Genomic DNA, 25,724 nt, shown 5'->3' on the forward strand with positions numbered 1-25,724 from the left:
CGTAAGTTAGGGCTATCAGCCAATGACTTGAATCAGCACCATGATCGACCGACAGGTATACAGAATGTCCAAAGCGGGTTCCATCCGAAATCTGGAGCTCCGCCACGAATCGCTTGCGTCACCCGCACCGGATGAGGTATGTGTGAAAGTACATGCAATCGGACTCAACTTTGCCGATATATTTGCGATGCAGGGTTTGTATAGTGCCACGCCGAGTGGCTCGTTTATACCTGGGCTGGAGTTTGCAGGGGAGGTCGTGGCTGTGGGAGAGGAGGCAGACAACTGGAAGGTGGGGGACCGGGTGATGGGCGCCACCAAGTTTGGCGGCTATGTCACGCACATCAACAGCCACCACCGCTACGTGCTGCCCTTGCCCGATAGCTGGAGCTTTGAAGAAGGAGCGGGTTTTCTGGTGCAGGGACTGACGGCTTATTATGCCCTTACCGAGCTTGGCAATTTGAAGCCAGGCATGACCGTGCTGATCCACAGTGCAGCGGGTGGGGTAGGTATACTGGCCAACCGCATTTGTCAGAAATTAGGAGCCTTTACAATCGGTACAGTAGGGCAGCCTGGCAAGGTCGATTTTCTGAGAAAGCACGAGCGTTACGGAGATGTGATCCTGCGGGACGGTGCATTCTATGACAAGCTGATGCACAGCCTCCAGGGGCGTCCCCTCAACATGATCATGGAGTGTATCGGAGGCCATATACTGGAACTTGGTTGGAAAGCGCTTGCCCCCATGGGACGCATGGTCGTGTATGGCAATGCATCCTTCAGCAGCCACGGCAACAAGCCCAACTACCCCCGCCTGTTATGGAAATTCGTACGACGTCCCAAGATTGATCCACTGCGTTTACCCACCGAAAACAAGTCGCTCATGGGTTTTAATCTGATCTACCTCTATGAGCAAACAGACATGATGCACGACTTGCTACAAGGCTTGCAGGCTTTGCAGCTCACGCCACAGCATGTGGGGCATGTCTACCCTTTTGAAGAGATGCATGAAGCGATCCGGCTATTCCAGCAGGGCAAGTCTGTGGGGAAAGTTGTGGTAGCGGTATAACCTCTGAAAAATACCCACTTTTGGGTATTGAAGGTCTGTAAACTAATCGCTTACCTTTGGTTTATACCTGCTAATAAGGGTGACTTCTATAACCTTGAAAGGCCTCCTACATGAATGTACCCGAAGCTATCAAAATGACACTTCGCTTTCGGCAAGTGCCTATGACCCCACATCAGATCGCATACTTTATTTGTTTCAATCATTTGCTGCAATCTCAAACCAGCCTGGAGGCGATGGTGCAGGCAGTGGAGGAGGCCGTGTACATGAACCCCGGCAGTTTTAGCAGAACAGACAACCTGGTATACCTGCGTAATCTGCAGGAAAGTGAAGAACAGCTTGTGGCCCAGGTGTTCGAGAGCATGCAGCAGGCAATCAGCTTGTTTCGCACGTTATATCTGAGTGCAGACTGCAGTAACAATCTGGCACTGGCTCTTTTGCTTTACAAGCGCCTCTCTGACATAGAGCGCAGCCAACAACTGGGAGCACCGATCGTACCGAAACTCTGGAAATTCAACCAAGTTACTACCGACACGACACTCTCAGAACTGGCGGCCCGAGTATACGAGGTCATGGATTTTATAGAGCGTACAGACGAGCGCCTGTCCAATGTGTTTTTGTTTGGTAAAGAAGAACTCAGCATGATTTGCCAGCTCGAGCAGTCTCGCGTACTGAAAGAAGTAATGTGTGTGTTAGCGGTTCTGCAACTGGACGAAGAGCACATGCCTACGCCACTGTTTCAGGTTATCTTCAGCCACCTGTTCTGGAACAATGTAAAGTTAACCTCCATAGGAGTAGCAGCAGAGGTATAGACCTGTCAGGACGCTACATTTCCTACCACCGTGAGTGCTTCCAGGGTAGGCGTTTGACTGCCGCCAACCGGCTCCAGTGTCACAGCAAAAGCCTGTGCCGCGGAGATGTTTTTCATTTGCTGCAGGTCCACTTTTCCTTCTCTCAGTTCGATCAAGCCTGCATCAATAGGCTTTCCGTCCAGCAGTGCCCATAACTGGTACTGCTTACCGCTCGGTGGCGCCGGAAGTGCCACATGATCAATGTAGACGGCTGCCTGACGTGGGTTCCAGTACACCAGCATGGCAGCCTCCGGGTTTGACTCTACCCCTTGCAGTTTTACCAGTTCAAAATCAGGATTGCGCACTATAGCCAGGGTTTCTTCCTGCTGCTGCAGGCGCAGAGAAGTCTGTGTCAGATTTTGCGCCAGTAGCTGTTCCGATGCTATGACACCTGCCAGTCTCTCTTCTGCCTGCTGCCACTTATTGTAAAAATAAAAGCTCAGAACACCGGAGAGGAACACCAACGCAATACTGGCTGCGAGCATCCACTTGTAAGTGCCTGCTTCCTGGCGGTTTTCGGTATACAGCGGACGTACAGTATTTTCCTCCTTTGGGAGCTGTTGCATGATGCTGCCTTTGAGCCCAGGCCTTGGGGTGACGGCATACAGTTCCGCATACGCTTCCATAGCAGCGCAAGCCTCATCCAGCGCTGCCCGTATTTCAGGCGACGCTGCGGCATGGCGCTCCACTTCCGCCCGCTCAGCTTCCGTTAATCCGCCGGCTGCGTACAGTTCCAGAATACCTGATGCTATGTAGTCTTCGTTAGGCACGTCCTTTGAATATTCTTGATAAAAGTTTAACAGCGCTGCGTACTCTTGTTTTTACTGTGCCTAGCGGAATGTCATATGATTCGGCGATCTCGCTTTGCGTCAGGCCTTCAAAATACATCAGGTCAATCACCTGCTTCTGCTCAGGGTTCAGTTTCTCTACGATTTCACGCAAACCGATGTGCTCGGGCTTGAATGTGTTGGTGTCATGGAAAGTGCGGGAATCAGCTTCTATTTTCTGTGACAGATTACTTACGCGGTACTGCTTCGAGCGGATTGTGTCTATCGCGAGATTTCTGCAAATATTAAGCATCCAGGTGAAAAGACGTCCTTTGGAGGCATCATATTTATCGAAAGATACCCATATTTTTACAAACGACTCCTGCAGCACGTCTTCAGCTACCTCTTCAACTTTTACAATCTGGAGCACGATACCATACAAGGTGGGGCTATACCTGTCGTAGAGCTGCGACATGGCTGAACTGTCCCGGGCGCGGAGCCGCGTTATCAGGTCATCTTCTGTAAGGTTTTCTTTGATTCGTTGATCAGCCAATTATTTAAACTTTATACTACTCTACAATGAAGGGTATATACTTGTTTAATAAATTTTAGATGCCTCATGCAAAATGCTTCACAGTAAAAGAGCTGTCATAGACAGCCCTCTCACTATGAAGCACATATGGGAAACTCACCGGTTCGCGGTAGCTTTCCGGTATTATTTACTCAAACAGCGATACTATCTGAGCTACTTGTTCTTTGGTCAGTGGTTCGTCAAAAGCACCAGTGGCGATCTCCGCAGAGTAACCGCTTCCAACCGTTTTTACATCGTTGATGCCGCCTTGAGACACATTGTCCTCACCGGCGTACACAGCTGCTGCACCCGCCGGTACATTGCTATTGCCAGCAGCACCTACGATCCAGCCGGCATTGTTGCGCATGCGTCTGATATGGGCCGCATGGCGTGCCTCTACCGAGTGTATCTGTAGTGCCGCAGTCAGCACGGCATCGTTGTTAATCAGGTTGGCTGCCTGTCCTTTATAGGCACGCACCCCTGTGTCTTCGAAGGCCTGGGCCAGTGTCAGGAAGGTCTGGTAATTAGTGTTCCAATCCGCAAAGTTTTTACCGAAGTTGAAAGTAGGTTCACTGATGGGCGTCCCGTTCAGGCTACGGATAGTAGCGATCAAAATATCCACGTGCTGCGCCTCGTGCATCTGTATTTTCTGGATAGCGGCTCTGGCGGCTCCGTCTGTGATCAGGCCATTGGCAGCAAGTCCACCGGCGTAAAAGTTGCGTTCCAGGTACTCCAGTTTCAAAGCAAAGTTGAGCACTTCCAGCACAGTGTTGGAGCTCTGGCCATACGCTTTGTTGAATACAGATCCAAGGGCGACAGGTATAGCGGCCAGGGCAGCTGTTTTACCTATGTTCCCGATGCTTTTGAAAATGCTGCGTCTGGAGTCCAGCTTGTTGTACACTTCAGGGTCAACTTTTTCGATATCTTCAATTATTCTGAATATGTTCATGGCGTGGCTTATTTAGGAAGGTTATTAGCATTGATAGAGGTAGTGATGAAAACGGATGCTGCACTGAGCACATCGGCTGGCATCATAGCGGGGTCCAGGCCGTTGGCATCGGCAGTGTCGGAGAAGGTGCCGTTGGAGATCAGATCCCGGATGACGGCGGCGTGTCGGGCCTCTACAGATACGATCTTTCCAGCCAGTGTCAGGAATCCTGCGTTTTCCAGGTATCTGCCTGCGCCGTTGTACGCGGCTACGCCCAGATCTTCGAAAGTGCGGGCAGCCATGAGTATGCTGTTTTTGTCGTTGAAGTTGATGGAGCTGAAGTTCACTTCCAGGTCAGGTATAGCCGCTGATCCCAGTGCTGCCTTAAGAAAATCACGGTGTATGGACTCGTGTCCTTTCAGGTCCTGCATGATCTGCTGCTCGGACTGGTTGAAGACACCCATGGAGCGGGCCACTACTTCGGTATAGAAGGCTGCCTCCAGTTGCTCGAGGGCGTAGGCATAGTTCAGGATGCCCGTGTCCCCGGAGCCCAGGTCAACCGCCATTGGGTCCATAGGGCCGTTGTCATCGTCGTCGCAGGAGGTCATGAACAATAGGGTGGAGGCCGCTGCTGTGGCGCTGGCATAACGCAAGAAAGCACGGCGCTGGATAGGAGCCACCAAGCTGCTCTTCAGGCTTTGGTCTTTCTCCGCAAGCTCGTTCTGTAGTTTTTTCATAAGTTTAAGTATTAGTTAATGTTATAAGGCATTGCCAGAGACAAACCACTTGCCCGTCAGCAATGCCAGACTTACGAGCTTGCTATCCTGTCCGGATTTAGGGGGTATGAAAAAAAGTGATAAAAAGTGATAAAAAAAGAGAAGCCCGCTTGTATAAGCAGGCTTTTCTTTCCTTTTAATTTATTCTCTTGGTGTTTCTACTTGTTCTGTCTCAGGGCGCACAGCAGCGGATTTTTCAAAATTATCTTTGATTTCCCGTGACGATTCCTTGAACTCCCGGATGCCACGGCCTAAGCCCTTTGCCAGTTCAGGAATGCGTTTAGCTCCAAAAAACAATACAAAAATGAGGATGATCATGATCACCTCGGGACCACCCAGGCCCCCTATAAATAATAATATGCCTGTTAACTCCATAGTTTCTATCGGTTTAAAAAATTGAATGGAGCATACAAACGAATTGCCAGGCTGTTCGGATTTAGCCGGGCTACATTTTAGCAATTTTATTTTGTGCTATTGGGAATGTAGAAGCTGATAGAAGACTTCTAATCCTGACAACATAAGCTGTTTTTGTGGGAATTACTGCTTCAGTCTTTTAGCCGATAGTTTGCGCCGCTTATAATAGCTGCTGATCCGGCTTAGCTTGCTGGTGTGCATGCGCTCGTCCTGCTCAGGTGGATGAGGAATATGACAAACCGGGCAAACAGGTATCTCCAGTTGCCCTTGTATTTCTTCTAATGCATCTTCTACCTGACGCAAATAGGCTACAATGGCCAGTGTACCAAACAGGCCAATAAAGGTGAGAATGGAAGTGATGATCATGGTAATCGAAACTTTGGCTAAAAGTTGTATTCTGTTATTCAAACAACAGGAGAGAGGTACTGGTCACAGTTTCCGTTTCCTATATCCGGTAATTTGAATTCTTTAATTAAAGGGAATTATCTCAGAGATGGTAGCCAGGGTATACATTGTTTCAAACTTCCATATCTAATCCATGATAGATGCTATACCTGACCGGTAACAGTATACAGCAATTCCGGGAATTGTTTTTTTTGTTAATGCGATATTTATCGTAATATTGCGATGTAAAATTCTCATATCGGAAGGAATACATCATGGCACTAACTACACAGCAACCCAAGAAGCAAATCGCCTTTTTTGAAAAGTACCTCACCATCTGGGTGATTCTCTGTATCGTAGGGGGGACCTTGATCGGATATGTAGCCGGCGACCAAATGGAGTGGCTCAGCCGCATGGAAATCTACCAGGTGAACATCCCGATCGCTATCCTGATCTGGCTGATGATCTACCCGATGATGCTGCAAATAGACTTTACCAGTCTTAAACGCATCGGCCGCAAACCTACCGGTATTGTGCTGACCGTGATCATAAACTGGCTGATCAAGCCTTTTACCATGGCCTTCTTCGCCTGGCTTTTCTTTTCCAATCTTTATTCCGCTTTCATCTCGCCTGATCTGGCCGGGGAGTACATTGCAGGTGCTATCATCCTGGGGGCGGCGCCTTGTACAGCCATGGTGTTTGTGTGGTCTTACCTGAGCGACGGTGACCCGAACTATACCCTGATGCAGGTATCTGTAAACGACCTCATCATCCTGGTAGCTTTCGTGCCGATCGTTGGTTTTTTACTGGGGATAACCAATGTAACAGTGCCTTATGATACGCTGTTTCTGAGTGTCATCATTTATGTGGTTGTGCCCCTGGTAGCTGGTTTCCTGACGAGCCGTGCGCTGATCAAATCAAAAGGGGAGGCCTGGTTTACACAGACTTTTCTGCCCCGACTTAAGCCTATGAGTGTACTTGCCCTTTTGCTCACACTTGTTCTGCTTTTTGCCTTTCAGGGACAAAACCTGCTGAACAATCCGCTTATCATCGTCTTTATTTCCATTCCGCTTATCCTGCAAACTTACTTTGTGTTTTTCCTGACTTGGTATGGCGGACGCAAACTGAAGCTGGGACACGCTGTGTGTGCACCGGCCGCCATGATCGGAGCCAGTAATTTCTTTGAGCTGGCCGTGGCCGTAGCGATCGCACTCTTTGGACTCGACAGTCCGGCGGCACTGGTATGTGTGGTAGGTGTATTGGTAGAAGTGCCGATCATGCTCTCCCTGGTTGCCTTTGCGAATAAGAACAAATACTGATCAAAGTAGCCCGTATTGGTCAGGGCTTAACGTGATAAGAATTGTTATCCGGGTGGTTATGCTGCAGGAGCCATTCTGTCGCGCTCTCGGCATCCAGAAACATTTCTACCCGGGTACTGGATTCGGGTATTATGTTCTCTTCTTCTATTTTGTACTTCAGGCGTTGCATATCCAGCATTGAGAGGCCTTCTTCGGTCATGACACGTGCAAAGCGATCCAGGTAAGGGCTGATTTTGGGGATTAATTCGCGTACCAGCCAGTTCTGGTCTGCCAGTTCCATGTAATAGAGCTTGCGTGCATCACTCAGCCAGTATCGGCATTGCATGTCGCAGACGAAGTCCGCCGCCAAAGAAAGCGACTGTCTGAATTCTTCACTGTTGGGGTGCCGTAACCATCTGGTGCTGAGAAAGCCTAAGCTCCGATCTATTTCTATGCTAAGATTATCATCCTGATGTATTTTCTCAGTTTGTATTGCATTCATCATAAGCTAGGGGCTGTTGTTATTATGCTACGGGGTCAATGAATTGGGGTTATGTTTGGGTTTTAGCGCAAGCTAGTGTCTGGAGTGATAAGATATAGCGATATTCGGATTTATTTTTAAATATGCTGCTTTTAAAAAGTTTTTTTGATCTTTTGAAGAGTCTTTTTATTAAGAGGTGATTTTGCAGAATTGAGCATGGCGCAAGCGTCCTCGCTCGTGGCGGCTATGGTGGGGCCTCTGGCTCAGGTATAGGTATAGCTGACCTACTTATACCAGTGTACACTGCAAGTTTAGCGAAAGTGTACACTAGTAGTAACGCATTGGGCCAGTCTGCAACAGGCAGTAGCGGCTGTCTAGGTATAACAACCTAAATTGTTTCATAGCTTGCCCTGGCCGGGCGGGCCTTACTTTTTTCCTTGATGAAAAAAGTAAGCAAAAAAATCAAGACGCTCCAAACTCGCTGAACGCTCGAACAGTGGAGCGCCGCAAAGTGCACCTGGCTGAGGTGATTTGTTTCATCGCTCAATGGGCAAGTTACTCTTTCGATGCGTGCCAGTGGTATGTAACTGAAACTGCAGCGCTTATACTAAGGACCGGCAGTGGCAGAAAGGTCCCCCTTCGAAGGGGGCAGGGGGATGACAATCGTTCCCAATTCCACTCTGGGGGTAGGTCACCTAGACGAAGAGTGGGGTAGGGGTGGGTGAATCTTGCATATCAATACTTAGCCTCTGTACCTACGTCTGACAATTGGTAGCTTCAAATTCCTGCCACGTAGATGATTACCCTCGCTCGCGTCCCGCGAGTGTGAGCTATCAAGTGGCGTCCCGCCACTTGTGCCATGAGGCACAGATATAAGCGGCTAAAGTCAGCAGAATAGCACAGATTCGCGGGACGCGAACGAGGGTTTAAGCTCTAGCAATGTCTTTTCCATAATGGAACATAGAAAGCAACAACCTTGGACGCTGTTTTGAGGACAGTCCCCCTCGAGAAGGAAAGACTACGGAAAATCATCATTCAGAAGTTTCCTCCGTCCCTTTCGCTATACCTGCTGCGTCATCACTTGCACCGTCTTGATGCAGTAGCAGTTGTTGTACTGGGAGGGCGAAGCCTTTGCCTTTGGTGTGCACGGCGTCCATCATGCTGAGGAGAAGACCTTCCTTGATCTCGAGTTGCTCGTTGAAATCCGTGGTCAGGACGTAGGAGAATACTTCGACTTTGAGCGCATCGGCTGTGATCTCGGTGAGACGAACGCGGGCGCTGGTATTGTCTATCTTGGGGTGCGCGGTGAGGGTCTCCCGAAGGGCGCGCAACACAGCCTGTATCTGAGGGGCCGTGGTGTCGTAGCGCAGTCGCAATACCGGGTTGAACAGGAAGCGGTCCCGGTGGGCGAAGTTCTCGATCTTCTGTGACGAAAAGTCTCCGTTCGGAATGGTAACGATCGTGCGCTCTGTGGTGCGCAGGCGTGTCGAGCGCATACCAATCTGCTCTACGGTGCCCGTCGTGTCACCAACTTTACAGAAGTCGCCCACCCGGATGGGCTGGTCCGCAATGAGAGTAACGCTACCTACAAAATTCTCTACCGTTTTCTGAGCACCCAAGGCCAAGGCAATACCGCCTATACCTAGCGCAGCCAGACCGGTGGTTACATCGAAACCCAGCGTGTCGAGGGTGAAGATGGTGCCGAACACCACCAGCGCGATCTTGGCTCCGCGACGCAGAAAAAGCACCACTGAAATACCGGCCATGTTGCGCCGCTGCACAAGCCGTCGCTGACTGAAATTGGTAATGGCATCGACCAGCCTCCAAAGCAGCAGGATCACGGCGACCAGGCCTACGATGATGGTAAACTCACTGAAGCGCTGCCGCAGGACAAACGAAATGCCCAGGCGCTGGCTCAGGATCACAAGAATCCAGGCGGCCAGGTATAGCCGGATCGGGAGGGAGAAGGCCCTGATGAATCCGTAGGTTGGTTCGTCGCGTGTCTTGCGCCAGATGTAGTTGACAAGCCAGGTTAGCCCCGCCGTGATTCCCCAGGCCAGCAGATAGGCCACCACCGCAATCAGCAGCATAGCCAGCCAGTCACCTGCCGGCACTCCGCCCCAGCGGTTATCTTCCAGAAAATTAGGCAGCGTTTTTTCGAGTACCGTGCTATCGGAAGCGGCGATCTCGAGCGGGACTTTGCTGACGGTTTCTGAGGATATCAGCCAGATCGGTCCTCCGGCCGGCCCCTGGGTCTTTTCAAGAAGAAGGTCGATGGTTTCCCCATCAACCAGGGCGGTGCCCATCCTTTCCAGGTCAGGGGGCAGGTCGTCGTCGAGGGTGCCATCCGGCTCGTTGCTGATCCAGGAGCGGGGCAGGGTCTTGCTGCGTTGGTCCAGCAGTCGCTGCAGGGCCTGCGCTGCAGCCGCTCCGTCCTTGATCGGGCCATTGGCCGTGTTCAGGTTGAGGTAGAGTGCGGCGGTGCTGTAGTCTTCATCGGCTACTGCGCGGATAAAGCCCGTGACGGTGCCCTGTGGCGTACGCCTGCCCAGCGAGTCGGCTGGCCATTCAGGCGCGACAGCTGCAGCTGTGTCCTGAGCTTCTTCCTGTGCAAATGATAGAGCAGGCAGAGCCAGTGCCAGGATCAATAGCAGGCAGGTCAGGTAAACGGAACGAAAGTGAAAGTGAGTCAGGGCGAATCTGTAAAGCACAGGAAACATGATAGTTGGCGTATGGTTGCTCTTTCAGGCAGTCCCAAAGGAATGCTTATGGAGCGAATGCTGTTACACCCTGCAATAACGTCTATGCTTATATGAGGTTGTGTGCTGCCATTCCTGATCTTGCCATGTATAAGCGCGGAAACTTCTTTTAATGAAAAATTAATATGAGAAAATGCCTCTAAAATTTGTGTTAAGTGCAACAATAACTAACTTCGATAAAGTTAACCCGGAGCATCAGATCCATTTAGCAAATCCCCAATTTTTACTCAAAGCTATTATCAAACTTAATTAAAACCCGTGTTTATGAACAAGACAAAGACTACACTACTTTGCCTAGGCCTTGCCTTTTTAACTTTTTCCTGCGACAAAGACATGGAAGATCTGCAGGTATCTTCCACCAACACCCTGAACGCAACAGCTGTTGCAAATCAAAACGCATCTGATTTTGTGCCTCTAAATCCGTTGAATGGATTATTGCCGATTCATGAAAATCTGCGTCAGTCCCTGATGAGTAATGTCGTTGACCCGTCTGATTGCGGCCCGACTGATTTTGCGGTAGTACAAAACAGCTACTTCAATCCTATGGCTACTGATTTAGTAAAGCTGTTTGGTTCGCAGGCGCAAGGGATCTTTGATTTGTACACCACGCTGAATTTATATGCTGCTTATCTGGATGAATCCACGCCGCAGTATTTTGGCGCGCAGGGAGAGCACACCAGTTTGATGGTGAAGCGCCAGCGTGAGTTGGAGAAATTCTGGAATATGCCAAACCAGATCCGGGTGAATGGCCAGCATACTGCTACACTCAATGACAGAGAAAAACTGGCTGATGTGTATGAAGTGATAGGTACAAACATTACTTCAAGAGAGCAGGCTTATGCCGCAGCAGATCAGATCCTGTTTATCAATACACTCTCAAATCAATTGCCTGAATCTCCATTTTTCGCTTCTGATGGTTTCGCTACTACCTATAACAACCTGATCGTGATCGGCGATGGTATCGTGGACATGCTTTCGGAAACAGGTATAGACAAAGACATCGTGTGGACAGGTATACTGGCACACGAGTGGGCACACCAGATCCAGTTCAAGAACATGGGTTCATGGTATCCTGCCGGTACTTTTGCCAGCACGCCGGAAGCAACGCGTTATAAGGAATTAGAAGCTGATTTCCTGGCTGCCTATTACATGACCCACAAGCGTGGCGCTACTTACAACAGCAAGCGTGTAGCCCAGTTCTACGAGCTGTTTTTTGAGATCGGCGATTGCGGTTTTGCCAGTGCAGGCCACCACGGTACACCATTGCAGCGCATGGCCGCTGCTGAGCTGGGTTTCCGATTGGCTGCTGAAGCACAGAAGCAAGGCCACATCCTGACAATAGAGCAGGCACATGCTTACTTTGTCGCGAACGTGAACAACCTCTTCGCTAGCAACTAAGCAATAGGTCTTTTATAAATGAAAAGCAGGTATAGCCATTCGCGCTATACCTGCTTTTTTGCTTTTAGGGCAATGCTATGCCTAGCTAGGTCAAGGTATAGAACGATGCTTTTGTTTGCAGCAAATACACACGCTATACCTTCACGACCTTCCAGGTGCCGCGGCGGAAAAGCCACCCGCTGACCAGGGCATGGAAAGAGTGGCAAAAGGCAATCGCGATGAAGATGCCTGTGGTCCCGAAGCCCAGGTTTTTGGCTAGCAGATAGGCCAGCGGAATTTCGATCAGCCAAAGCACCACGATGTTGATAATGGACGGCGTGCGGGTATCACCTGCTCCGTTAAAGGCCTGCACCATCACCATACCCAACCCGAAAAAGACGTAACCCAGTGTAATGATCCGCAGCGCTTCTGATGCCACTGCGATCACTGCTTCATCCTCTGCAAAGAAAGCTGCCAGGTGCTCCCCAAACACCAGAAACAACAGCGTGACAGCCGCCATGAAGATCACGTTGTAGCGTGCCGTCAGCCATACCGACAGCTCAGCCCGTTTTACTTTCTTCGCGCCCAGGTTCTGACCAACTAGTGTAGCGGCAGCCGATGACAAGCCCCAGGCCGGTAGCAGCGCAAAGATGATCAGGCGGAAGGCCACTGTATATCCGGCCAGCGCATTGCTGCCGAATTCGGCGATGATCCGGGTCAGGAAGATCCAGCTGGCAGAGTCGATCAGGTATTGGCCCATGCCACCCGAGGCGACCGCGATTATACGCCGGACCATGGCAAAACTGATGACCAGGTTGTCGCGACCGACCTTGAGCAAATGCTTGCCATTGAGCAGGTGGTACAACTGGTAGGCCACCCCAATGCTGCGTCCGGTGGTGGTGGCCCAGGCGGCACCTTCCAGGCCCCAGCCTTCGAAGCTGCCAATACCGAAGATCAGAAGCGGGTCGAGTATGATGTTGGCGCCATTGGCGATCCAGAGTGCACGCATGGCCAGGTGCGGCTGACCGGCACCCCGAAATATCCCGTTGATCAGGAAAAGCATGATAATGACCAGGTTGCCGGCAAAGATGATCTGCGCATAGCGAAGTCCGGTGTCGAGCAGGGCGGCGTCGGCACCCATCAGCGTGAGGATATCAGCCGCAAACCAGGTAGCCAGAAAGCCCATCAGCAGCGCCAGTATCACACCTGTGACCATCAGTTGGAAAGTGACGTTGCCGGCTTCTTTGTAGTTCTTTTCACCAACACGACGCGCCACCAGGGCCGTTGCGGCAATGCTCACCCCCATACCCACCGAGTAGATCACCATCAGCACTGTTTCGGTCAGGCCAACGGTAGCCAGCGCCTGGGGACCCAGTCTGCCTACAAAGAAGATATCGACTACCGCAAAGAGTGACTCCATCATCATCTCCAGGATCATGGGCACAGCCAGCAGCACAATACTCGTCCGGATTCCCAGGGTGGTATAATCCTGCTCTTTGCCCTTCACGGCTGACCAAACAAGCTGTAAAAATTCTTTCATAGGATGCAGGAGCGGGGACGCCTTTCGCTAGTTTCACAAAGATAGCCGGTTCCCGCAGAAACAAGGTATACGGCAGACCATCGGCTGTTATCGTTCGGTTAAGGTATTTGTGAATATGGGTTCAGGCGGTGCGGTGACAGGTATAGCACAGGGGTATTTAAAATTAGTTCTGAACAAAGGGGCAGGTGGCTGGTTTCATTCTTGTAAATCAACCAATTATAAAATATTACTTATGAAAAAATTAAGCATTTTCTTTCTATCGGCCCTTTTTCTTGTTGGCTGTAATACCAATGAACAGGCCACGGAAAGCGCAGAGGTCGTAACCGAAGACACGGATATGATGGCCAATGACGAGACCATGACCACGGACGATGCCATGACGGCCGGATCCAGGGATATTGTGGCACTCGCCTCCGAAACGCCTTCGCTCTCTACGCTGGTTCAGGCCCTGCAGGCAGCAGACCTGGCGGGCGCTTTACAGGGACCTGGCCCTTACACCGTGTTTGCCCCAACTAACGAAGCCTTTGCCGCCTTGCCGGCCGGTACGCTGGACAACCTGCTCAAGCCTGAGAACAAGCAGCAGCTTGCTGACATCCTGAAGTACCACGTGGTAGAAGGCAACGTAAAATCAACTGACCTGACCAACAACATGTCAGCCAAAACCCTGAATGGAGCCGATCTGAAAGTGATGCTGAATGGCAGTAACGTTCGAATCAATGACGCCAGTGTGGCCATGCCTGATGTAGAAGCCTCGAATGGTGTGGTGCACGTGATCGATAAAGTGATGCTGCCACCAGGTATGTAATCCTTGATAATACTTTTAAAACGGGCAGGTGCTTTCCCATAGGGCACCTGCCCGTTTTGTTTTTGGGATACAGTAGATTAGGTCTGTTATTTAATGAAGTTGTCGTACAGACTGTTGATGACTTCTGCCAGTGCTAGGTTATACTCATTCACTTCAGGGGCACTGGTCCCGTTGGTAATCACCACAAAGCCATAGTGCTCCTTCGGCTGAAAGAACATGGCGCTGTAGAGTCCATAGGCATTGCCAGTATGCCCTACAATAGCCTGACCTGGAATCAGATTCTTTTCGGTTTTGAGTGCCAGCCCGTAGCCATTGTCGGCGATCTTCGTCTGCATTTGTCTGGCGCTCTTCTTTGAAATGATCCGGGTACCATTGTAATGGCCCTGGTTCATGTGCATGGTCATGTATTTGGCCAGGTCTGTCGCCGAGATCTTCATGCCGCCGGTGGGTGAGAAGATAGGGGTGGTATAGCCCATTCTGTACTTGCTTATTTCTTCCCGGCGCGGGGCATAGGCCGACGGGGAAGGGGAAAAGCTATTGGAGTCAGGCTTGTATTCATAAAGCGTGACGAAGCGGCTGGTGTCCAGGGAGTCTACCTGGTAGCCACCGTACAGTCCGAGTGGGTTCAGGATGTGGCGCTTTACATATTGGTCAAATCGCTCACCGGAAAGCTTCTCCAGAATGGTGCCCGCCATGTTGAAGCCCAGGTTGCAGTATTCGTAGTTGGTGCCAGGTGCGTAGTTGTTGTAGCATGCCGCCCAATCCGGGTTTTTAGCAGGGTCGATGCTGTCGAGTGTAAAGTAACCCTGGCTGTCGTTGATGCTGGAGGTATGCGATAGCATCATCCGCAGCGTAATCACCTTCTCCGGGTACTTCGGATTCCGCACCTGAAAACCTACCAGTTTGCTCACGTCATCATCCAGCGAGAGCTTACCCGCCTCCACCAGTTGCATCAGGGCCGTAACGGTAAAGGACTTGGAGATAGAAGCGATCCTGAAAATGTCGTTGTTAGTGAGTGGTGTCTGGCTTTCGACATCCTTCAAGCCGAAGGATCTGGTGTAGACGATCTCCCCCTTCTTGACCACGGCAACCGACAGTCCAACCATGTCGTGCTGCTGCATAATGGCCTGCAGGTCTTTTTCGGCTTTTACTACCTGCCCCTGACTGGAGAGGCTAAAGGCTACAAGGGCAATTAAGGTGAGCGAGGTTTTCTTCCAGAGTTTTTTCAGCATAGGTGTCATGGGCTGTGGAGTATGGAATGACTAAGATAAGCATCTGTCCCGGAATATCATCATACCAGGTGCCAGGAAGGGCGGCAGAACGACAACTCTTGTATCTTTACAGCAGTATCAGTGCAGAACAGATAACAGAAAAATAGGAACAAGATATGGAGTACAGAAGATTTGGCCGCACAGGCTGGCAAGTGAGCGAAATAGGGTACGGCATGTGGGGAATGGCCGGCTGGACCGGTTCGGATGACCAGCAGTCAGACCGCTCCTTGGACATGGCCGTGGAAGGCGGCTGCAACTTTTTTGATACCGCCTGGGGCTACGGCAAAGGCAAAAGCGAAGAGATCCTGGGTCGCCTGATCAGACGCTATGCAGACAAGCGCCTGTACGTGGCGACCAAGATTCCACCGAAGAACATGAAGTGGCCGTCGAAAGCGTCTTACAAACTCGAGGACTGTTTTCCAGCCGATCATATCATTGCCTATACTGAAAAAAGCCTGCAGAACCTTGCGGTGGAGACGATCGACCTGCAGCAGTTTCATGTCTGGGAAGACAGCTGGGCTGATAACGAAGAATGGCAGCGGGCCGTGGAAAAGCTGAAGGCAGATGGCAAAATTCAGCACATGGGCGTGAGCGTGAACCGCTGGGAGCCGGACAATGTGCTCCAGACCCTGCGCACCGGCCACATCAGCAGCGTGCAGGTCATTTACAACATTTTCGATCAGGCACCTGAAGACAAACTCTTCCCGCTTTGCCGCGAACTGGATATCGCCACCATTGCCCGTGTTCCCTTCGATGAAGGCACCCTGACCGGCACTTTCACGCAGGAAACCACTTTCCCGAAAGACGACTGGCGAAGCAGCTACTTTGTGCCCGAAAACCTGAAAGCCAGTGTAGCACATGCCGACCAACTGAAGCCGCTTCTACCTGCCGGTATGACCATGGCGGAGATGGCCTTGCGCTTCATCCTGAGTAACCCGGATGTGAGCACCACTATACCGGGTATGCGCAAAGCCCACCACGTGCAAGCCAACCTACAGGCCAGCGACGGCAAAGGCTTGCCGAACGACCTGCTGGAGCAGCTCCAATCGCACCGCTGGGACCGCAAGCCCACGGAGTGGTCGCAGTAGGGGTGAAGGGTCAATTTTGACTTGTGTTTTTTGTCATCCTGTAAGGATCTTGGTCGCTAATAGCATAGGCTTATCACCCCTCAAACCAAGTTTCTTTCAGAATGACAAGGAGTTTCACATTCTCACTCCTAAAATGAATTGCCCACACCCCAAAAGGTAGGGCCGTTAAATACTATGAAAAACTGCACAAGTCTCACTGTCATTCTGTTAAGAAACTTGGTTGAAGGGAGGTTAAGCAGTGGCTACTGGCAACCAAGATCCTTTCAGGATGACAAAAAAGTAGATACTTACAAAATGACAAAAAAATAGAATGCAACGTCTCTGGAGTAAATAATGAAAAGCCATAACTACTTTGTCTATATCACTACTAACCCAAGCAAGACTGTGTTATATGTGGGGGTGACAAATGACTTGGTATATCGGCTTGAGCAACATAGGGAAAATAGAGGTAAACCTGAGACGTTTGTAGGTCGCTACTTCTGTTACAAGCTAGTCTACTATGAACGCTATACCTATGTACAGCATGCTATTGATAGAGAAAAGGAGCTAAAAAGCTGGAGTCGTGAAAAGAAAATGGAGTTGATAAAAAGTGAGAATCAATACCTGCGATTTCTGAAAGCTGATCCTTGAATTACAGCTTCATACCCTAGCTACCAAGATCCTTACAGGATGACAAAAAGAAGGTATAGAACAGCCTTCGCATCAAGTTAGCGACGTTTCATTCTAATCATATTTACCTTTAATACGCTGTCATTCTGTTAAGAAACTTAGTTAGAGGGCGATAAGCCTATGCTATCCGCTACCAGGATCCTTTCAGGATGACAAAAAGTGTAGATACTTACAGAATGACAGAGCAAGCTCCTTGCAGGATGACAAAAGAGAATGTATAAAGTAGGCCTAGCATCATAGGAAATAGATTGACCTAACTCTCTACTAAAAAACCAATGTCTTCACATCAAACTTGCCCTCTTCGCCCTGCCAAAGGCTGAAGTTCTACACATTTTCTGCTATATTTCAGCTTAGATCGACACGCCTGATTTTTTAGCGAATATGAAAAATACCCTGGCAGCAGTTTTATGCGCCTTTTTTGCCCTTCTTTTTGTGACTTCTTTTGCGCAGGATAGCAAGAGCCAATTTGACCCAAAGAAGCTTCAGCTAAGCTATGAAGTAACAGACGGAAAGTACCAGAACAAGCCGCAAACGCTGGCTGTCCTTACCCTCACCAATACCGGAAATGTCCCATTACCGGCGAGCGGCTGGACCCTGTATTTCCATTCCTTTCCTGCACTCAAACCTATAGCGGAAAATGCCCCTGTCAAAGTAGAGCATGTGAACGGCGACCTGCGCTATATGGTGCCAACGTCTACCTTTGAAGAGCTGGCACCGGGAGCTTCGCAGCGCATCGAACTGGTTTCCGGCGGACAGGTTGTGAACGATTCCAGAACACCGCACGGCTTTTACCTGGTTTGGGATCAGGACAAGTCAAAAGGCTATGCTACTGCTCCGATCAGCGTCAAAAAGCCGGACCAGCCCTGGGTGGATTGGGTGCAGGCAAAAGACATCTATGCGCAGAACAAGGTGATCACCGACATTCCGGAAGAAATGCTGACCAAGGTGTTTCCGACCCCTGCTGTCTACCACGAAACCGGAGAGCCTTTTACCATGACCGCCAAAGTGCCCATCGTAACGGATGCTGCTTTTTTGCGGGAGGCTGATTTGCTGGCAGACCACTTCGGAACTGTCTTCGGCAAGCAGCCGGTGATCAGTATGCTGGGCACCGGCAAAGCGATTCGTTTGCAGCAGAAGAAAGGGCTGGGGCCAGAAGCCTACGAACTGCAGGTGAATCTGCAGGAAGTGGTGATCAATGCTTCTACACCAGCCGGTGCCTTCTACGGTACCCAATCGCTGAAGACGCTGATCCCGGCGGCGGCACTGACTAAAAACCAGACTGCTGTTTCACTGCCAGGCGTGCGCGTGTCGGATGCACCGCGTTTCGGGCACAGGGCTTTTATGATGGATGTGTCGCGCAATTTTCAGTCAAAAGAACAGGTGCTGAAGGTGCTCGACCTGATGGCGCTCTACAAATTGAATGTGCTGCACTTTCACCTGAACGACGACGAAGGCTGGCGTCTGGAAATTCCGGGTCTGCCGGAGCTAACGGAAGTGGGCGGCAGACGCGGCCATACCCTGGACGAGAAGAACCACCTGCAACCCTCGCTGGGCTCCGGTCCGGATGCAAATATAACCAGCGGCAGCGGGCACTATACCAAAGCCGACTACATTGAGATCCTAAAGTATGCCACGGAGCGCCACATCAAGGTGATCCCTGAAATAGAGACACCGGGGCATGCCCGGGCCGCTATCAAATCGATGGATGCCCGCTATGCCCGCCTGATGCAGGAGGGAAAACCAGAGGAAGCGAAACGCTCCCTGCTCCGTGACCTGGACGACCAGTCGGTATACCGCTCGGTGCAGAACTGGAACGATAACGTGATCAATGTGGCGCTCCCTTCTACCTATACCTTCCTCGAGAAGGTGGTAGACGAGATACTGGCCATGTACCAAGAGGCGGGTGCCCCGATCCAGACCATCCACATGGGTGGCGACGAAGTACCAAACGGTGTATGGGAGAAGTCTCCTGCCGTGCAGGCCCTGCTGGCGGCCAATCCGAAAGTAAACAGCAAGGACGATCTCTGGGATTACTACTTCGGCAAGGTGAACGACCTACTGATCGCCCGTAAGCTATACCTGTCGGGTTGGGAAGAAATTGGCTTAACCAAGGTGAAGCAGAACGGCAAAAACGTGTACGTGCCCAACCCGGATTTCAAAGGCAAGAACTTTCATGTGGATGTCTGGAACAACCTGTGGGGAGCTGAGGACCTGGCCTACCGCATGGCGAATGCCGGTTACAAAGTTGTGCTCACCAATGCCTCCAACCTCTACCTGGACCTGACCTACCAGAAAGCCTATGAAGAGCCAGGTTTATACTGGGCTGGCTACCTCGATCTGGACAAGCCTTTCTACTTCATTCCGTTCAACTACATGAAGAACCAGAAGGTGGATACCGACAACAAGCCAATCAACCCCGCCATCTTCAAAGGAAAAGAGCAACTAACTGCCTTTGGCCGGTCGAATATTGTGGGTCTGCAGGCGCCGCTTTGGTCTGAGATGATCAAAACCCCGGAGCGACTGGAGTACATGCTGCTGCCAAAACTGTTGGGTCTGGCCGAGAGAGCCTGGGCACCTGATCCCGCCTGGGCTACTGAGCCAAATGCCGCCAAAGGAGAAGCCGCTTATAACCAGGCCTGGTCAGCCTTTGTGAATGTGCTGGGTAAGCGGGAGCTTCCGCGCTTGAGCCACTATGCCGGCGGTTTCCAATACCGCATCCCGACAGCCGGGGCAGTGGTCGAAAACGGGAAAATACTGGCCAATGTGCAGCTGCCCGGCTTCACCATCCGCTATACCACCGACGGTTCAGAGCCAACAGAAAAGAGCAAGGTATACACCGGTCCGATCAGCGAAAAAGGGGAGATCAAGCTCAAAGTGTTCAATCCCGCTGGACGTTCCGGGCGTGTGGTGACCGTTGTGAACAAGGCAAGCTGATCGTGTAGTCGGATTTGCCAATAGAGATGATCGCGTAAAAGGTCTGTCAGGTATACCTGGCAGACCTTTTTTTGCAGGCGCACATCCAAGTGCAGCTACCCTCCGTTAAAATTACGCCAATAGGTATACATGTTCGGCCGATGGCTGAAAATACCCTAAGCATCCAATTACTTACTTTATGTAAAAAAATACTATGAAATGGCAAGGCAGAAGAAAAAGCACCAATATAGAAGACCGTAGAGGGCAATCGGCAGGTGGAGGTGGCAGGGGCATTAGCCCGATGCTGCTGATCCCTTTGTTCCGGCTCCTGTTTTCGAAAGCAGGGCTAGTGATTGTGGTCGTGATTGCGCTCATCCTTTTTCTGACGGGCACGAACCCGCTCACGCTCCTACAGCAGTTTGTAGGAGGCGAACCGCAGTATGCCCAGACAAGCGACTACCAGCCAGGCCCGGAAGAGCAGGAGCTGGCCGAACAAACAAAAGTTGTGTTGGCAGATACCGAGGATGTCTGGAACAACATTGTGCAAGGGTACAGAGAACCTACGCTGGTGCTGTTTTCGGATCAGGTAAATTCAGCCTGTGGATTGGCATCCTCCGCTTCAGGACCCTTTTACTGTCCGGGCGATGAAAAACTATACATCGACTTAAGTTTTTTCAGTGAGATGGAGCGCAAACTGGGTGCTGGCGGTGACTTCGCCCAAGCCTATGTGGTGGGGCATGAAGTAGGGCACCATGTCCAGAAACTCACAGGCACCATGGACAAAGTGAACGCCATGCGAGGCCAACTTTCCCAAACGGAATTTAACCAACTTATGGTCCGGGTAGAGCTGCAGGCCGATTTCTATGCCGGTGTGTGGGCGCACCATACTCAGCGCTCCACCGGCTTTCTGGAGCCCGGCGACCTGGAAGAAGCCCTGGATGCTGCCAGTGCCATCGGCGATGACCGCCTTCAAAAGCAGGCCACCGGCCGTGTCGTTCCCGACTCCTTCACGCACGGCACCTCCGCTCAACGCGTCCGCTGGTTCAAAAAAGGCTTCGAGACAGGTGATGTGCGGCAGGGCGATACCTTTAATGCTGCGGAATTGTAGGGTAATAGTTTTATACCTTTGGCAAACTAAAAAGCCTCTCCGGAAATGGAGAGGCTTTTCTATGCGTGTTCTGTTCGTTTCGTAGGGACAGGTCGCGACCTGTCCGAATCATGCACTGGGTAATATTGTCTGAATCAGGATTTTCAGGATTTAAGGATTAACAGGATGTTCGCTAGTTAAGCTTGCCTGCATATTTTATGTTTCATAGCCCAGGCCTTTCCGCGGACAGGTCGCGACCTGTCCCTACGAGGTGATTTACGCCACACTCATCCCAAACTCCTTATACCTGGCTTCGGCCTGCTCCATGATCTCGTCGAGGATTTCCTGTAGTTCAGCCTTTACTTTGAAGCGCAGTACTTTTTTCACGGCCAGTTGGAGCTGGGCTTTGGTGTCTTCTTTTTTGTACCAGTCGGGTTGCTGAGAGCTTTTCTTTACTTCGGCCAGAATCTTCTGCACGAGATCTTTGATCATGTCGAAGTCCTGCACGGCGTTGGGGTGATTGGCCAGTATTTCGTAAAAGGCTTCTTCCTCGTCGGTGAGGCCGAGTTGGTTGCGGCGCTGGTCTTCTTCCTGCATCTGCTTAGCTACTTCACGGAGTTTCTCCATGGCGACCAGGCTGTCGAAAAAGTGGTTGTGGTAGTCGGCGATAATGCGTTCTACTTCCTCTTTCAGCTTCTTATACTTCACCAGGTTTTTGCTGGAGCGCACTTTTATTTCATTGTTCATGATCTGGCGAAGCAGCTCCAGTTTCAGTTCGTTGCCAGTCTTCTGTTCTTTGGCTGTGGCCAGAAAATCGTCGTTGATGATAGAGATGTCGAAACGCTCTATACCTGCCATCTGGAAAACGTCCACTACTTCTTCGCTTTCGATGCTGCGGTGGATCAGGTCTTTCACTTTCGAAGCGGATTCTCTGATCTTGCGGTCTGGGTTCTTGGCTTTGCGCAGGGCTGCGCCGACGTGCTGCAGGTACACGATGTCTGCTGCCAGCTCGTTGATGTTCGCATGACTCTTGATAATAGGAGCGAGGCTGCTGAGTTTCTTTTCATTCAGCAGGAAAGCCTTGCTGACTTCATCATCGGCTACCAGATGATTGATCGCATGTTGTACCAGCTTCAAACGGTCTTGCTTAGGTATAGCCGAGAAGTAAGGTATAGCGGCGTGCAGGGATGGGAACTGCGTTTGTCCCCCTTTGGAGGGGGTAGGGGGAGGATTACTCGTGCTGAGCTGTCCATTACTGTTAATTGTATGGTTGCTATTTGGCTTGGTGGTTAATGTTCCTGCGTCTTCTGCGGCATTGGTCATTCCCCTGCCCCCTTCTTTATCGAGGGCCCCTACCCCCAAGGGGGACTTTTCTCCAGCAAGTTCAATTGGTCCTCCCGGCAGCATTTCTCTTAGCAATGCAGCCGCATCCCTGGCCATCTCAAATGCTTCTTCAATATCAAACGCTACTTTGCCTTCTCCGCCTGCTGAGGTATACTTCTTGGTGGCATCACGCAAACGATCTCCTATACCTATGTAATCGACGATCAGGCCGCTGGGCTTGTCGCGGAAAACAGTGGCGACGCGGTTGACGGCTTGTATCAGGTTGTGGCCGCTCATTACTTTGTCTACATACAAGGTATGCATGGCAGGGTTGTCGAAGCCGGTGAGCCACATGTCGCGCACGATCACGAGCTTGAGCGGATCGTCCGGGTTTTTGAAGCGGGATTTTACTTCCTCCATTTGCTCTTTGGAGCGTACGTGCGGGTGCCAGGCCGGTGGGTCTTTGGCGATGTTGGTAGTCATGATCACGGCTACTTCGGGGCAACCTTCCAATGCGGTCAAGGCATCGTAAAGCTTCACGCAATTGCGGCGGCTCATACACACGATCATGGCTTTGCCTTCCAGGTTTTTAGTCCGGGAGGTATAGTGCTGCAGAATGTCTTTGGCAATGGCTTCGACGCGGGCGGCAGAACCGGCGGCGTCTTCCATGGCGGCCCACAGTATTTTGTTCTTTTCGTTTTCTTCCAGACCGCCGGTTATCTCTTCGGCTTCTTCTTCGAGCTGCTCGTTGCCGAGGTGCAGTTTGGCCAGGCGCGGCTCGTAGTAGATCGGTACCACGGCTTTGTCTTCGGTGGCCTGGCGGATGTCGTAGGTATGGATGATGTCGCCGAACACAGCTACGGTATCAGCATCTTTGTTGTCGACGGGTGTGCCGGTGAAGCCGATGAAACTCGCCTGCGGCAGGGCGCGGCGCAGGTTGTTGGCAAAGCCCTGCACCAGGCCGTACTGCGTGCGATGGCACTCGTCGGCAATCACAATGATGTTGTCGCGGGTGCTCAGCACGGGGTGCTCCAGCTCGCGGCCGGTGGCGGTGTCTTTCAGGTTAAACTTCTGCACGGTGCTGAACACCACGCCGCCGCTATCACCGCTGAGCAGACTGCGCAGTTCGTCTGTGGTGTTGGCAATGCGCACTTCGCCTACCAGGTCTTTGGCAGCCACAAAATCGTCGAAGAGCTGGCGGTTGAGGTCGAAGCGGTCTACCTGCACCACAATGGTCGGGTTCTTCAGCTCGGGCAGCTGGCGCAGGATGCCGGTGTAAATGGCCATGGTAATGCTTTTGCCGGAGCGGGTGGTGTGCCATACCACGCCAATGCGGCCGTCGCCGTAGGGCTTTACCGACTGCAGGGTTTGCTGCAGGGCGTACTGTATGCCGAAGAACTGGTGGTACTTGGCGCCTTTCTTGATCAGCTGGCCCTTGTCGGGCTCGTGGAAGATGTAGTGGCGCACGTATTGCAAGAGGCGCTCGGGCACGAGCAAACCTTTGATTAGTGTTTCCAACGCAAAGCCGTTGCCGACTACCTCGCGGCCGTCTATACTTTTCCAGGCGGCGAACCACTCCAGGCCGCTGCTGTACATGCCGTGCAGGGTGGTCTGGCCATCGCTTACCACGGTGAGGGCATTGTACTCGAAGAGCTGCGGAATCTGGTAGGTATAGTGCTGCACCTGGTTGTAGGCGGCCTCTACGGTGGCGTCCTGGTTGAACAGGTTTTTGAATTCGAAGAGCACCAGCGGCAGGCCGTTCACGAAAATGATCAGGTCAGGGATGCGCTTGCTTTTGCCGATGATGGTGAACTGGTTGACCACCCGAAAGTCGTTCTGCGAAATATCGTCGTAGGCGATGGGGTAGAAGTGGCCGAAGTGTTGTTTGCCAGTATCGTCTTTCCAGGTTTTGCTGATGCCTTTGCTGAGCTTGAGGTGGAAGGCGTGGTTGCGATGGTGCAGGTCAGTTCCGGAATTGTAGAGGAACTCCTGCTTCAGCTCGGCCAGCACCTTCTGCGGCACCTGCGGGTAGCGGCGCTGCAGAAAGTGCTCAAACGCTTCTTCGAGCACGGCTTTGCTTTGGTCGCGCTTTATGTCGGAGCCGTGTTGATAGGTATAGGGATCCAGTTCGCACAGCCAGGCAATGGCCGCCTGCTCAATGGCTTCTTCAGCTAAGTACTGGCTCATGCAGTTCTTCGGGTTTGGTTTGCATTACATCAATTTCTCCTGACATGAGTTTGGGAAGAAGAGTGTCGCGGAGTTGGGTAAGCGTATTAATTTCTGCTGTATTAGCTTTAACTTTTTGAAAAGCAGCATAGGCGGAAGTATGAAAAGCGTCCATACTTTCTTGGCTCCACTTAGGCAGCATAAAAGTCTCCAGCATATCTACCTGTACGCGCTGCCTGCCCGATGTCCCGGTCATACTTTTTACTGCATGATCTCGGAAAGCTTTGTCTCTGGCAACACAGTATACAAAGTATGGACTTTTACTTTGTTTTGCTCGCATGACGATGTATTCTGTTGAACCAAAGCCAACTTCTTTGTCATCAAGTATATCCACAAAACCAGTCTTGCCATTTTCTAAGCAAGGAGTGATTCTGGCAAGTAATATATCATTGTTCTGAAACTTTGCGCCACCGCTATACTCTCGCAAAACCGATTGCTTTATGGATGCTGAGGTTTCAGAAAGATTACTCATTTCCACGTACTGACTTACTGTACCTTTTCTTAGCGTAAGCTTAGGATTAAGCTCGACTAAATCAGTCAAAGGAACAAACTCATCTACTTCAGAATACTTTTCAAAGAGTGTTTGCGCCATTTGCTCCAGCGTTTGGTTCATGCGGCGGTTCAGCTCTATTTTGTCATCCAGCGCAGATAAGATTTTGACAATGCGGCGTTGGGTGGGTAGATCTGGTAGAGTTAACTCAAGTTTTTCAAATACATCTTTTGGTACTCTTTGTCTTCCAGAAGTACCAACTAAATGCAGTTCGGCATAACGTCGTATTTCTTCCCATCGAGATAAATAGAAAATAAAATCTTTATCTGAAATGTCTTTACGTTCTCTGAAAACATGAAATTCAGTTGAACCGAATCCAATACCATTGTGTAACCCTTTAGCTTGACAAATTTTGCCATTTTCTAAACAAGGTGTAATACGGGCAAAAAGAGTATCACCTTCTATAAATCTTGCACCACCCGCTAAAACTCTTTCTTGTGATGGATAAGCATTCCTTTGCCCTTCATCTAAATCCTTCATTTCAATAAAGGAATAGGTTTCTTTAGCTTTTAAGGAAACCTTAGGGTTTACTTCTATAAAGTCTGTGAAGGTATATGTTTTCCAAATTTGCATTTAATTTCTTTTG

The 25,724-nt window shown here is 50.8% G+C and carries 21 protein-coding genes; 9 read left to right on the top strand and 12 right to left on the bottom strand.

Annotated features, from left to right (window positions below; genetic code table 11):
* Positions 1-40 precede the first annotated feature (40 nt).
* A complete protein-coding gene (locus AC5FX6_RS02815; RefSeq protein WP_493595511.1) occupies positions 41-1,063 on the top strand; it encodes an alcohol dehydrogenase catalytic domain-containing protein in 1,023 nt (340 codons plus the stop codon).
* 110 nt (positions 1,064-1,173) lie between these two features.
* Positions 1,174-1,872: a hypothetical protein gene (locus tag AC5FX6_RS02820; protein WP_493595512.1), complete on the top strand. Its 699-nt coding sequence runs from the start codon at positions 1,174-1,176 to the stop codon at positions 1,870-1,872.
* A gap of 5 nt (positions 1,873-1,877) precedes the next feature.
* Here the strand turns inward: AC5FX6_RS02820 and AC5FX6_RS02825 are convergent, their stop codons facing one another.
* From AC5FX6_RS02825 to AC5FX6_RS02850, 6 genes are all read right to left on the bottom strand, one after another.
* Complete coding sequence (locus tag AC5FX6_RS02825) at positions 1,878-2,681, bottom strand: anti-sigma factor (RefSeq protein ID WP_493595513.1); 804 nt, start codon at positions 2,679-2,681, stop codon at positions 1,878-1,880.
* A complete protein-coding gene (locus tag AC5FX6_RS02830) occupies positions 2,674-3,231 on the bottom strand; it encodes an RNA polymerase sigma factor (RefSeq protein WP_493595514.1) in 558 nt (185 codons plus the stop codon). Before AC5FX6_RS02830 ends, AC5FX6_RS02825 begins: the two co-directional genes overlap by 8 nt.
* Positions 3,232-3,397: 166 nt before the next feature.
* Entirely contained in the window at positions 3,398-4,198 is an 801-nt protein-coding gene (locus AC5FX6_RS02835) for a ferritin-like domain-containing protein (protein ID WP_493595515.1), read from the bottom strand.
* Positions 4,199-4,206: 8 nt separating this feature from the next.
* Positions 4,207-4,914: a ferritin-like domain-containing protein gene (locus AC5FX6_RS02840; protein WP_493595516.1), complete on the bottom strand. Its 708-nt coding sequence runs from the start codon at positions 4,912-4,914 to the stop codon at positions 4,207-4,209.
* 180 nt (positions 4,915-5,094) lie between these two features.
* Positions 5,095-5,328 carry a twin-arginine translocase TatA/TatE family subunit gene (locus tag AC5FX6_RS02845; protein ID WP_493595517.1) on the bottom strand — a complete coding sequence of 78 codons (234 nt, stop codon included), beginning with the start codon at positions 5,326-5,328 and terminating at the stop codon, positions 5,095-5,097.
* A gap of 162 nt (positions 5,329-5,490) precedes the next feature.
* The gene (locus tag AC5FX6_RS02850) at positions 5,491-5,733 is read right to left on the bottom strand and encodes a hypothetical protein (protein ID WP_493595518.1); all 243 of its coding nucleotides are present in this window, start codon (positions 5,731-5,733) and stop codon (positions 5,491-5,493) included.
* Between the two features lie 293 nt (positions 5,734-6,026).
* Between AC5FX6_RS02850 and arsB the strand changes: the two genes are divergently transcribed.
* On the top strand, positions 6,027-7,070 hold the full coding sequence (arsB, locus tag AC5FX6_RS02855) for an ACR3 family arsenite efflux transporter (RefSeq protein ID WP_493595519.1): 1,044 nt from the start codon (positions 6,027-6,029) through the stop codon (positions 7,068-7,070).
* 19 nt (positions 7,071-7,089) lie between these two features.
* Here the strand turns inward: arsB and AC5FX6_RS02860 are convergent, their stop codons facing one another.
* A complete protein-coding gene (locus tag AC5FX6_RS02860) occupies positions 7,090-7,554 on the bottom strand; it encodes a hypothetical protein (RefSeq protein ID WP_493595520.1) in 465 nt (154 codons plus the stop codon).
* 1,007 nt (positions 7,555-8,561) lie between these two features.
* Positions 8,562-10,241: a mechanosensitive ion channel family protein gene (locus AC5FX6_RS02865; RefSeq protein WP_493595521.1), complete on the bottom strand. Its 1,680-nt coding sequence runs from the start codon at positions 10,239-10,241 to the stop codon at positions 8,562-8,564.
* 312 nt (positions 10,242-10,553) lie between these two features.
* On the opposite strand from AC5FX6_RS02865, the gene AC5FX6_RS02870 reads away from it, so the two are divergent.
* On the top strand, positions 10,554-11,687 hold the full coding sequence (locus tag AC5FX6_RS02870; RefSeq protein ID WP_493595522.1) for a hypothetical protein: 1,134 nt from the start codon (positions 10,554-10,556) through the stop codon (positions 11,685-11,687).
* Positions 11,688-11,820: 133 nt separating this feature from the next.
* Here the strand turns inward: AC5FX6_RS02870 and AC5FX6_RS02875 are convergent, their stop codons facing one another.
* Entirely contained in the window at positions 11,821-13,206 is a 1,386-nt protein-coding gene (locus AC5FX6_RS02875) for an MATE family efflux transporter (protein ID WP_493595523.1), read from the bottom strand.
* Between the two features lie 232 nt (positions 13,207-13,438).
* On the opposite strand from AC5FX6_RS02875, the gene AC5FX6_RS02880 reads away from it, so the two are divergent.
* Positions 13,439-14,011, top strand: a complete 573-nt coding sequence (locus AC5FX6_RS02880) for a fasciclin domain-containing protein (protein ID WP_493595524.1) — start codon at positions 13,439-13,441, stop codon at positions 14,009-14,011.
* An 86-nt stretch (positions 14,012-14,097) separates the two neighbouring features.
* Here the strand turns inward: AC5FX6_RS02880 and AC5FX6_RS02885 are convergent, their stop codons facing one another.
* On the bottom strand, positions 14,098-15,243 hold the full coding sequence (locus AC5FX6_RS02885; RefSeq protein WP_493595525.1) for a serine hydrolase domain-containing protein: 1,146 nt from the start codon (positions 15,241-15,243) through the stop codon (positions 14,098-14,100).
* A gap of 155 nt (positions 15,244-15,398) precedes the next feature.
* Between AC5FX6_RS02885 and AC5FX6_RS02890 the strand changes: the two genes are divergently transcribed.
* The 4 genes from AC5FX6_RS02890 to ypfJ all read left to right on the top strand — a co-directional run bounded on the left by AC5FX6_RS02890 (position 15,399) and on the right by ypfJ (position 21,060).
* Positions 15,399-16,370 (top strand): aldo/keto reductase, encoded by a 972-nt coding sequence (locus tag AC5FX6_RS02890; RefSeq protein WP_493595526.1) that lies wholly within the window; start codon positions 15,399-15,401, stop codon positions 16,368-16,370.
* A gap of 333 nt (positions 16,371-16,703) precedes the next feature.
* Positions 16,704-17,000 carry a GIY-YIG nuclease family protein gene (locus AC5FX6_RS02895; RefSeq protein WP_493595527.1) on the top strand — a complete coding sequence of 99 codons (297 nt, stop codon included), beginning with the start codon at positions 16,704-16,706 and terminating at the stop codon, positions 16,998-17,000.
* Positions 17,001-17,420: 420 nt separating this feature from the next.
* Positions 17,421-19,973 carry a beta-N-acetylhexosaminidase gene (locus AC5FX6_RS02900; RefSeq protein WP_493595528.1) on the top strand — a complete coding sequence of 851 codons (2,553 nt, stop codon included), beginning with the start codon at positions 17,421-17,423 and terminating at the stop codon, positions 19,971-19,973.
* A gap of 193 nt (positions 19,974-20,166) precedes the next feature.
* The gene (gene ypfJ, locus AC5FX6_RS02905) at positions 20,167-21,060 is read left to right on the top strand and encodes a KPN_02809 family neutral zinc metallopeptidase (RefSeq protein WP_493595529.1); all 894 of its coding nucleotides are present in this window, start codon (positions 20,167-20,169) and stop codon (positions 21,058-21,060) included.
* A 255-nt stretch (positions 21,061-21,315) separates the two neighbouring features.
* Here the strand turns inward: ypfJ and AC5FX6_RS02910 are convergent, their stop codons facing one another.
* The gene (locus AC5FX6_RS02910) at positions 21,316-24,549 is read right to left on the bottom strand and encodes a type I restriction endonuclease subunit R (protein WP_493595530.1); all 3,234 of its coding nucleotides are present in this window, start codon (positions 24,547-24,549) and stop codon (positions 21,316-21,318) included.
* Complete coding sequence (locus AC5FX6_RS02915; RefSeq protein ID WP_493595531.1) at positions 24,530-25,711, bottom strand: restriction endonuclease subunit S; 1,182 nt, start codon at positions 25,709-25,711, stop codon at positions 24,530-24,532. The genes AC5FX6_RS02910 and AC5FX6_RS02915 overlap by 20 nt, the downstream gene beginning before the upstream one ends.
* Positions 25,712-25,724: the final 13 nt, after the last annotated feature.

Source organism: Pontibacter sp. LHS2, assembly GCF_058932845.1.